The organism is Atopobacter sp. AH10, from assembly GCF_003664595.1.
GTDB lineage: Bacteria > Bacillota > Bacilli > Lactobacillales > Aerococcaceae > Atopobacter.
Genome location: NZ_QXPZ01000037.1, coordinates 1 through 9,526 on the forward strand (window position 1 = coordinate 1; position 9,526 = coordinate 9,526).

At 39.6% G+C, this 9,526-nt stretch carries 9 protein-coding genes; 7 read left to right on the plus strand and 2 right to left on the minus strand.

Annotated elements, in window-relative coordinates:
* Window positions 1–99 precede the first annotated feature (99 nt).
* Genes D3H64_RS07905 through D3H64_RS07915 form a run of 3 tightly spaced genes read left to right on the plus strand, consistent with a single transcriptional unit; the run spans window position 100 to window position 1,754 of the window.
* Complete coding sequence (locus D3H64_RS07905; RefSeq protein ID WP_121565712.1) at window positions 100–369, plus strand: hypothetical protein; 270 nt, start codon at window positions 100–102, stop codon at window positions 367–369.
* Window positions 356–1,132 carry a TIGR01457 family HAD-type hydrolase gene (locus D3H64_RS07910; RefSeq protein ID WP_121565713.1) on the plus strand — a complete coding sequence of 259 codons (777 nt, stop codon included), beginning with the start codon at window positions 356–358 and terminating at the stop codon, window positions 1,130–1,132. Before D3H64_RS07905 ends, D3H64_RS07910 begins: the two co-directional genes overlap by 14 nt.
* Entirely contained in the window at window positions 1,116–1,754 is a 639-nt protein-coding gene (locus D3H64_RS07915; protein WP_121565714.1) for a TIGR01906 family membrane protein, read from the plus strand. The genes D3H64_RS07910 and D3H64_RS07915 overlap by 17 nt, the downstream gene beginning before the upstream one ends.
* A gap of 139 nt (window positions 1,755–1,893) precedes the next feature.
* Here the strand turns inward: D3H64_RS07915 and D3H64_RS07920 are convergent, their stop codons facing one another.
* Together D3H64_RS07920 and D3H64_RS07925 are read right to left on the minus strand one after the other, a co-directional pair.
* Window positions 1,894–2,877, minus strand: coding sequence for an NAD(P)/FAD-dependent oxidoreductase (locus tag D3H64_RS07920; protein ID WP_121565715.1), 984 nt, complete (start codon window positions 2,875–2,877; stop codon window positions 1,894–1,896).
* Between the two features lie 30 nt (window positions 2,878–2,907).
* The gene (locus D3H64_RS07925; protein ID WP_121565716.1) at window positions 2,908–3,375 is read right to left on the minus strand and encodes a divergent PAP2 family protein; all 468 of its coding nucleotides are present in this window, start codon (window positions 3,373–3,375) and stop codon (window positions 2,908–2,910) included.
* Between the two features lie 181 nt (window positions 3,376–3,556).
* Between D3H64_RS07925 and D3H64_RS07930 the strand changes: the two genes are divergently transcribed.
* The 4 genes from D3H64_RS07930 (at window position 3,557) to D3H64_RS07945 (ending at window position 8,208) form a co-directional block, all read left to right on the plus strand.
* Window positions 3,557–4,138, plus strand: a complete 582-nt coding sequence (locus tag D3H64_RS07930; RefSeq protein ID WP_121565717.1) for a peptidylprolyl isomerase — start codon at window positions 3,557–3,559, stop codon at window positions 4,136–4,138.
* A complete protein-coding gene (locus D3H64_RS07935; protein WP_121565718.1) occupies window positions 4,138–4,494 on the plus strand; it encodes a CvfD/Ygs/GSP13 family RNA-binding post-transcriptional regulator in 357 nt (118 codons plus the stop codon). The genes D3H64_RS07930 and D3H64_RS07935 overlap by 1 nt, the downstream gene beginning before the upstream one ends.
* Before the next feature lie 10 nt (window positions 4,495–4,504).
* Window positions 4,505–5,854, plus strand: a complete 1,350-nt coding sequence (locus D3H64_RS07940) for a glucose-6-phosphate isomerase (RefSeq protein ID WP_121565719.1) — start codon at window positions 4,505–4,507, stop codon at window positions 5,852–5,854.
* A gap of 716 nt (window positions 5,855–6,570) precedes the next feature.
* A complete protein-coding gene (locus tag D3H64_RS07945; protein ID WP_121565720.1) occupies window positions 6,571–8,208 on the plus strand; it encodes a Na/Pi cotransporter family protein in 1,638 nt (545 codons plus the stop codon).
* Window positions 8,209–9,526 lie beyond the last annotated feature (1,318 nt).

The window sequence follows — 9,526 nt, forward strand, 5'->3', positions numbered from 1 at the left end:
AGCCACAGCTCTCCCTTTGTGAAAAATTTAGGGGGTGGCTAACTTGTACTTGAAATTTACGGCGACTATTTTGTTTTAGAAAAAGAACAAAAATCGAAAGTGAAACGTCCAAGAAAGCGGCCAAATAAACGTCAAATGTCGAAAGATTTTCCAGATAAAAGAGACCTAGCTGTTGCGGTAAAAAGAGAAGCTTTTACGACAGTGAAGAAAGATTTTTCGGGTCCGTCTAAAAAAGCTAGTGAAGTTGAATTTTCAGTTCACCAAAAGAAGAAAAAAGCTTATCGTAACGATCGGAAAGTCTTGTCGAAACAAGCAGGATTTCAGTTAGTGAAGAAAAAGAAAGGTAAACAAATTGATGCGGACGTATAAAGGTTATGCTATTGATTTAGATGGCACGGTTTATTTTGGTAAAAATCGTATTAAAACAGCGGAAAAATTTGTTCAAGAATTGAACGAGCGAAAGATTCCTTATGTGTTTTTGACGAATAATGCCACCAGAACACCAGAAGAAGTGGTGGAGCATTTAAAAAATTATGAAATTGAAACAACTGTCAACCATGTCTATACGTCTGGGCAAGCAACGGTAGATTATTTATTGGAGCATTATAAAGGTCAGACCCTTATGTTGGTCGGTTCTCCGGCTTTGAAGAAACTGCTTATTGAGGCGAATATTCAGTTAGTGGAAGAAAATCCGGATATTGTTCTCCAATCTTTTTCTTATGATGTAGACTATCGGCAGTTGATGGAGGCTACTTTAGCCATTCGGCAAGGGGCGAAGTTTGTGGTGACGAATCCAGATAGCAATTTACCTAATGAACGAGGCTTAATTCCTGGATCAGGCGCGACAACAGCCTTTCTTAAAACAGCTACCGGTGTTGAACCGGAAATTATCGGGAAACCCTATGCGCCAATTATGGAAGGCGCCTTGCAGCACATGGGTTTATCCGCTGATGAAGTGTTAATGATCGGCGATAACTATAATACAGATATCAGAGCTGGTTTGGAAAATGGTGTAGACACCCTAATGGTTCTCACAGGCTTTTCCACAAGGGAATCTATTGAGGGTTTAGAACAACCAACCTATATTCTGAATGATTTATCGGAGTGGGATTTAGATGCTAACGAAGACTGAAGTAGTCATCGGGATGACTTTTCTTGTTCTTGCCTTGCTAGCTATTAGTGTTCTGGCTGTTCTGGCATCGACTTGTCTAGTATATCCTATAGCTATTGATTATTTTGGAATAGATCAGCTGACAGGCCTAAGCCGGGGAGAATTGATAAAAAATTATTCAGTTTTGATGGCTTATTTGACACGCCCATGGGTAAATGATTTGGTTATGCCTTATTTTAGGGCTTCAAGAGAAGGATTAATCCATTTTGCTGAAGTTCGACGACTCTTGCTCTTTAGTCAGTTAGTGGCAATTTCTTGCCTTGCCTTTACAGGATTTTGGTTGAAACGGCTACAAGGCTTAGGCCAACTGCATCATTTAAAGCGCTGGCTTTTGAATACTTGCGCGATTTTGCTTGCTTTTTGTGGGCTGATTGCTTGCGATTTTTCTCGAGCTTTCATCCTTTTCCATCGCCTGTTTTTTCAGAATAATTATTGGATATTTGACCCACGTTTTGATCCCGTGATCCTTGCATTACCACAAGGTTTTTTTGCTTGGTGTGCAGGCTTAGCTGTCTTCTATCTATTGGGGCAATTGATCCTTTTATATATTTTCTCTATCTATAAAGAAGGTCAAGCCCTTTAAAAGGAACGGCTCTTAAAAGCCAGGATAAAGCATTAAGAAGGATGGGTCAGGATAAAGAAGGCTCGTCCATAAATAAACACACATCAAATGTATTTTTATTCATACAAGTGATGTGTGTTTTTTTACTATAAATTTTTCATTATAAAAGGCTGGAAGAATGCATGGGTTGCACTCTTTCTTCAGGATGAATATAGGCGATAGCATTGTTGATAGCTGTTGGGGCTTCACCTAAGCCACTCGCTATAATTTTGATTTTGCCATCATAACAAGCGATATCCCCAATAGCGTAAATTCCTGGGCGAGATGTTTGCATCTTTTGGTTCACAGGGATACTTTGCCCATTAAAGTTAAGCCCCCAATTTTTAAGATGGTGGAGGGAACTAGAAAAACCATAAGATACAATGAATTCATCAACTGGGATAGTCAGTGTGTTATCTCCGCGAGACTCTTTTATTGTGATCGAATCTAAGTGCTTTTCATCGCCGTTTAAACTGCTTGGAACGTAGGGGGTTAAAATTTCTACAGATGAATTTTTTAATAAGTCGACGGAATGTTCTTGAGCTCTAAATTTATCCCGGCGATGGATGATGTAAACTTTTTTAGCGATTTTTTCTAAAGTAAGTGCCCAGTCTACAGCTGAATCTCCTCCACCGCAAATGGCCACAACTTTATCTTTGAAATGGTCAATAGCAGTGACATAGTAGTGAAGTTGATGACCTTCATAAAGGCTTGCTTTGTCAAGGTCTAAACGACGGGGCTGAAAAGGTCCAGCTCCAGAAGCAATGACGACAGCTCGAGAGAAGTGCTTTTCTTTGTCACTAGTGATTTCATAGTAGCCTTCTTCAGTTTGCTTAAGGTCCAAAGCTTCTTGATTAAGGGCGAGGCAAGGGGAAAAACGCATGGCTTGTTGGATCAAATTGTGACTAAAGTCTTCTGCGGATATTTCAGAAAAACCAGCGATATCGTAAATTTTCTTCTCTGGGTAAAGAATGGCAGGCTGACCTCCCAATTTCGGGGAGCTATCAATAATTTTAACTTTTGCCTGACGTAAACCAGCATAAAAAGCAGCAAATAGACCAGATGGCCCGCCACCAATAATCGTAATATCGTAAACTTCTTTCATAAATTCCTCCAATAATGATATCTGACCATATTATAAATAGACTTGCAAGAGGGCAAGGGCTACAAAATAACCTGTTAGAACCCCTCCTAAAATTTCCATAGGGGTGTGACCACGATAATGTGTGATTAATCGTCGATCACAATTCTTTAAATCGCTAAGTTGAATGAGTCCTTTTTCCTCCAATTGCTTTTCTAGAGCGGAGAGGAGTTGACCCTGATGTCCAGATTGGCGCCTTACTCCCATGGCGTCGAATAGGACGATCATCCCAAATGTCGTCGCAATGGCTACAAAAGGAGATTCAAAACCATATTCCAAGCCTAAAGCGGTAATTAAGGCAGAAACCGCTGCAGAGTGGGAACTCGGCATACCGCCCGTTGATGTTAAGATGTCAAGGGCGACTCTTTTTCCTCTTAACAGACTCAAGATATATTTCAGAACTTGTGCAATGATTATCCCCATCACACTTGAAACTAAAGGATAATTGCTGAGTATCCCCATCTTTTTCACCTCTTTATTAGAGTAGTTGAAGCAGATCTAAAGTTCAATGGATCTAGCTAGTTGTCTAAGGTTATTCTAGCACATTTAAACGAAATTAAAGAAGAATGCGGGAAGTGAATGCAATTTCTTCTGGAATCGATTATAATATAGCCGTATGTTTTTTTGAAAGGTAGGTGAAGATATGCTGATCCAAGCAGCAGAGGGGAAAAAAGCTAGAGTGAAAATTTCCACTTCTATGGGGGATATTGCCTTGGTCTTGTATGATGATTTGGCACCTCTAGCCGTTAAGAATTTTCTTCAACATGCTCAAGAGGGCTATTATGACAAGACGATTTTTCATCGAGTTATCCCTCAATTTATGATTCAAGGTGGGGATCCAACAGGAACTGGTCGTGGTGGTGAGTCCATTTATGGGCATCCGTTTGAAAATGAATGCCATCGTGAATTGTTCCATTTCAATGGGGCTTTGAGTATGGCCAATGCAGGGCCAAATACAAATGGCTCACAATTTTTTATTGTTTGCGCTGATCAAATGGATCCACGCTTCCTAGATCAAATGCGAGCAAATGGATGGCCAGAAGATGCTGTTAGTCATTACCAAAAGGTAGGGGGGACTCCTTGGTTAGATGGCAAGCACACAGTTTTTGGTCAAGTCTTGGAAGGGATGGAAGTGGTTAAAGCCATTTCTGAAACACCACGCAACCAAATGGATCGTCCACATGAGGATGTAGTGATTAACTCCATTCAAGTGGAGGAACAATAATGAAAGAATTAGTCATTGGGGATATCATGGAAGGAACAGTGACGGGTGTCCAAGCTTACGGGCTATTTGTTCTTCTGGACAATGGTCAGCAAGGGCTCGTTCACATATCCGAATGTGCACACGGTTTCGTTAGCAATCTTACTGAACAATATAAGGTTAAAGAAAGAGTCAAAGTGCAAGTCGTTGACCTCGATCCTTATACCAAAAAGTTGAGTTTGTCCATTCGAAGCTTGGAACACCTAAATTATCCCAATAAGCCAAAACGGTGGAGGTCTCGTCGCCACCAGCATGAAGGGAATGGCTTTTTGGCAATAGCCGAAGCCATGCCACGTTTTATCGATGAAGCGAATGATTAGGAGGAGACAAATGAGTATTAAGTTTGATAGTCGAAATGTAGAGTCCTTTATTAAAGATTCAGAAGTAGAACAATTACAAACGCAAGTCACTGCTATTGATCAAATGATTCGGGAAAAAACAGGGGCTGGGAATGATTTTTTGGGCTGGTTAGACTGGCCTTATGCCTATGATAAGGAAGAATTCGAACGCATCAAAAAAGCAGCTAAAAAGATTCAAGAAGAATCTGATTTCCTAGTGGTCATCGGTATTGGAGGATCTTATTTAGGTGCTCGTGCGGTCATTGAATTCCTATCTCACAGTTTTGCTGCGCAATTGCCAGATGAACGTCGGACGACACCACGCGTTTTATTTGCAGGGAACTCTATTAGTTCAACTTATCTATATGACTTGTTAGATGTGATTGGGGACAAAGATTTCTCTATTAACGTCATTTCTAAATCGGGTACAACGACTGAACCTGCTTTAGCTTTCCGTGTGTTGAAAGAAAAATTAGTCGCTAAATATGGTGAAGAAGAAGCTAAGTCTCGTATCTATGCGACAACTGACCGCAAACGTGGGGCTTTGAAGAGTGAAGCAGATAAGATGGGCTACGAAAGCTTTGTTATTCCAGATGCTATCGGTGGTCGTTTCACTGTTTTAACTGCTGTAGGACTCTTGCCAATTGCTGTGGCTGGCGGAGATATTGATGCTTTAATGTCTGGGGCTCAAGCCTCTTACGATCGCTATCAATCACCATCGTTGAAAGAAAATGACGCTTACCGTTATGCTATCATGCGGAACATTCTTTACCGTAAGGGTCGTGTGACAGAATTATTGATTAACTATGAACCACGTCTTGCTTACTTTAGCGAATGGTGGAAACAACTCTTTGGCGAATCTGAAGGGAAGGATCAAAAAGGGATCTATCCATCTAGTGCTAACTTCTCTACTGATTTACACTCCTTGGGCCAATACATCCAAGAAGGCTTACGGAATCAATTCGAAACAGTACTTTGGGTAAAAGAACCTCTTCATGATATCCAAGTACCAAGTTTGGAAGAAGATGTTGACGGCTTGAAATATTTGGAAGGTCGCAAGATGAGCGAAGTCAACCAAAAAGCTCAATTGGGGACAACTCTAGCCCACGTCGATGGTCAAGTGCCTAACTTTAAGATCCAAATCGACAAGATGGACGCCTATTCTCTTGGGGAATTGATTTACTTCTTCGAATTAGCCGTAGCTATGTCTGGCTACCTCAATGGCGTTAACCCATTTGACCAACCTGGAGTAGAAGCTTACAAGAAAAACATGTTTGCCTTGCTAGGGAAACCTGGCTTTGAAGAATTAGGTCAAGAATTGAATGCTCGTTTGCTAGATTAAGGGAAAATTGGGAAATATCCCCTGAATGCTCGTTTGCTAGATTAGGGAAATTGGGGAATATCCCCTGAATGCTCGTTTGCTAGATTAAGGGAAAATTAGGGGAATATCCCCTGAATGCCTGTTTACTAGATTAGGGAAAATCGGGGGGAATATTCCTTGAATGCCCGTTTGCTAGATTAGGGGGAATTTTGGAACTATTCCCAAAGTGACTTAAAAAGGGACTGTGATTAAGGCGCTAACCTGTAAAAGTTGAAAGCTTTGACCAGCTTTATAGGTAGTGCAAATGGTCAGCAGTCCCTTTTTATTGTAGGATTTCTTATTTTCTTATATAGTCAAGACAGAAGAACAAAGGCTTTACATTTCGGCATAATGAGGCGAGGTCAAAAGGGAAACCTCAAAAGTACAGGATAAAAGCAATGTAGCTTTCAGAAATAATGAGTTTTTTTAGTGCTATGTAGGCTTTTTTTAGGAAGTTAAAAAATGAAACGAATAGAATTACTAAATTTAGCTTCCTTTCTGGTGTATTCTTTTGAAAATTTTTGTTAAGATAGTTTTAGCGGATTTTTTTATCCAGCTATTTTAGATATGTCTTGTAACTAATGGATTGTGATCTATATGGGACAGCATTTATTTAAAGAACCGAATGGGCTTTGTTGAGACGTATTCGGTCAATTCGGGTTGAAACGCCAATTTTTTTGAATAGGAGAAAACAAGGTATGTGGATTTCAATTGTCGTCCAAGCGGTTGCTGGTCTGGGATTGTTCCTTTTTGGCATGCAACTAATGAGTGACGGTTTACAGAAAGTAGCCGGAAATAAGCTGAAACGGTCGATCGAAGTACTAACTAGCAATCGCTTCATTGCCTTATTGGTAGGGACAGTTGTGACCATGATCATTCAGAGTTCATCAGCGACTTCTGTTATGGTTGTGGGGTTCGTTAATGCAGGTATTATGGAACTAACCCAAGCTTTCGGAGTTATTCTGGGAGCTAACATTGGGACAACCATTACAGGACAGATGGTGTCTTTAGATGTGTCTAAGTGGGCGCCTTTTGCTATAGCTATTGGCCTTTTAATGAGAGGTTTGAAAAAAAGTGTCCGTGTTGGGAACATGTCAGATATCTTTATCGGTTTTGGGATTTTATTTATGGGGATGGATTATTTAAAAAATGGCCTAGAACCCTTAGGAAAATTACCAGAATTTCAAACCATGATTATTCAAAATGCTGAACGGCCATTGTTTGGGATTCTTATTGGTTTAGTGATGACTGTTGCTTTACAAAGTTCTTCTGCAACAATTGGGGTTTTAATTGCTTTAGCCTCTCAGGGACTCATTCCTTTTACGGCCGCTGTGCACGTGATTTATGGGGATAACATTGGGACTTGTACGACAGCTTTGATTTCAAGTATTGGTACAACACCAAAAGCCAGACGTGTGGCTATGATTCACTTGCTATTTAATTTGTTAGGAACTTTAGTCTTCTTAGCCTTCTTAAACCCATTAGTCGTTCCAATGATTGAACATTGGACGCCAAATAATGTTCCTCGACAAATTGCCAATATTCACACTATTTTTAACATTATTAACGTAGCAATCTTCTTCCCATTTGGTAACTGGTTCATTAAAGCAGTGAACTTCCTTGTGCCGGATAAGAAGAACGCAGAATTGATCTTAGATGATAATACGAGAACTTTAGACGACCGTATTCTTGCTTCACCATCTATCGCCTTACATCGAGTGATTGTGGCTATCCAAGAATTGGCTGATGAAGCTGGCCTTGCGGTGGAAAGTGCGATTAAAGCTTGTCAGTTAAGGGACAAGAATTACGTGCAAGAAACTTTTGACCATGAACAGCGTATTAATGCGCTTGAAAGACGAATAGTCGAATTTTTGGTTAAATTATCTCAAGAAAGTCTTTCTGAAGATGATTCAGCCCTTATTGATGAATTATTCCAAATGGTTGCAGATATTGAACGTATCGGGGATCATAGTGAAAACATTGCCGAATACGTTGACGCCAATATTGATGCCGGTGTTGAACTAGCTCCAGAATCTGTAGACGATTTAAATCAAGTCTTCAAGAAAGTCAAAGAAGGCTACCATTTAATGTCAGAAAGTTTAGTGGATGGGGATGTCAATAAGGCTCAACTGGCTATGGAAACTGAAAATGATGTAGACGATTTGAAAGCTATTGTCCGTCAACGCCATATCGAACGCATGAACAAAGGTTTAGCCACACCAATGTCCGGGATTTTTGTGATGGATCTCCTATCGAACTTGGAGCGCATTTCTGACCATTATCGGAATATCTGTGAAAGTATTCTAGAAATGGAAGGCGATATTCAAGTCAGTTAGTCAGTCAGGGTTAATCTTTTAGCATCTTAAATAAATAGTTGAATAGAATTAATAAGAGACAGCTGTTAACTCCTATCTAACAGTTGTCTTTTTCTTTTTGGCGCTTTTAAGGGTTGGGGTAAAATTCGGGCAAGGGGTGTCTCTTTATTTGACTAGCTTTAGGGTAAGTGAGTAGGTGAAGAAGAGAATGTTGTCCTTTTTCGAATACTATAGTAGGAAAACGGATGGGGATGCTGTAAGTTGCTTTTTTGCGACGGTGTCATTGTTGGAACACTATAGTAGAAAAATGGTGGAGATATTTTAGTTTGCGATGTTTCAATAGTGTCATCGCCCGAATAGTATAGTAGGGAAAGGGATGGGGATGCTTTAATTTTCAATTTTTTAATGATGTCGTTGTTCGAACGCTATAGCAGAAAAAACGGATGGAGATACTTTAGTTTGCGATGTTGCAATAGTGTCATTGCCTGAATACTGTAGTAGAAAAATGGATGGAAGAAGAGGAGAAATAGAAAGAAAGTGTCCGGGTAGCTATTGCAAAAGAGTGTTAGAAACTTTGTAGCCAGTAGAAACAAGGAAAACGTAGCGCATGATCTTGCCCATTATGCATTCAGAAAAGAAGAAGGGAGACGAAGGCTAGCGATCACTTAAAGCAGGTCGTTCTACTTTGAATAGAAAAGATAAAGCTGAATTCCGGTGAATAGGATCGTGATCTGATGGTAACTGGTTAATTTAGATAGGTAATTTTGGAAAAATTATCTTACGGATGACAAACTGATCAGTAGTGTATTTGTTATTTAGATCGGTAAATTTGAAAAATTATTTCACGGACGATTAACTTATGAGTAGTGTATTCGATATTTTGGTCGGTAAATTTAGAAAAATTTTCTCCAAAAAAGTTCACTAGGCCATAAAGACATTTGGGGAAAAGCTTGTCCTGTAAGGGAAAAAATAAGCTTATAGACTTATTTAAAAAAACTCCATTATTTTGTTGACATCTTCTTTGCGACTATGCTATTATTACTTTCGTGATCTGATCCGACAGCTTTCAAGCTTGAAGAGAGTTCAAAAAAACTTTTTAAAAAAGTGTTGACAAGAGATCACGATGATGTTATTATGTAATAGTTGTCGCTACTAAATACGACAACAGTTGACCTTTGACAATTGAACAAAAAGACGCACCAAAATGTGTAGGGGATGTTGACTCAAGCAGTCACATCAAACCTAAAATTTCTGATTGGTTTAATATAACCAATCATGCCAGTAGGCAAAATCGTTGAGCTAATTCAACTTTCTTTCATGAGAGTTTGATCCTGGCTCA

Bases quoted from the DNA above. Each gene is read 5' to 3' on its own strand.
- D3H64_RS07910 (WP_121565713.1), top strand. From the start codon at position 356: ATGCGGACGTATAAAGGTTATGCTATTGATTTAGATGGCACGGTTTAT.
- D3H64_RS07915 (WP_121565714.1), top strand. From the start codon at position 1,116: ATGCTAACGAAGACTGAAGTAGTCATCGGGATGACTTTTCTTGTTCTT.
- D3H64_RS07920 (WP_121565715.1), bottom strand. From the start codon at position 2,877: ATGAAAGAAGTTTACGATATTACGATTATTGGTGGCGGGCCATCTGGT.
- D3H64_RS07925 (WP_121565716.1), bottom strand. From the start codon at position 3,375: ATGGGGATACTCAGCAATTATCCTTTAGTTTCAAGTGTGATGGGGATA.
- D3H64_RS07930 (WP_121565717.1), top strand. From the start codon at position 3,557: ATGCTGATCCAAGCAGCAGAGGGGAAAAAAGCTAGAGTGAAAATTTCC.
- D3H64_RS07935 (WP_121565718.1), top strand. From the start codon at position 4,138: ATGAAAGAATTAGTCATTGGGGATATCATGGAAGGAACAGTGACGGGT.
- D3H64_RS07940 (WP_121565719.1), top strand. From the start codon at position 4,505: ATGAGTATTAAGTTTGATAGTCGAAATGTAGAGTCCTTTATTAAAGAT.
- D3H64_RS07945 (WP_121565720.1), top strand. From the start codon at position 6,571: ATGTGGATTTCAATTGTCGTCCAAGCGGTTGCTGGTCTGGGATTGTTC.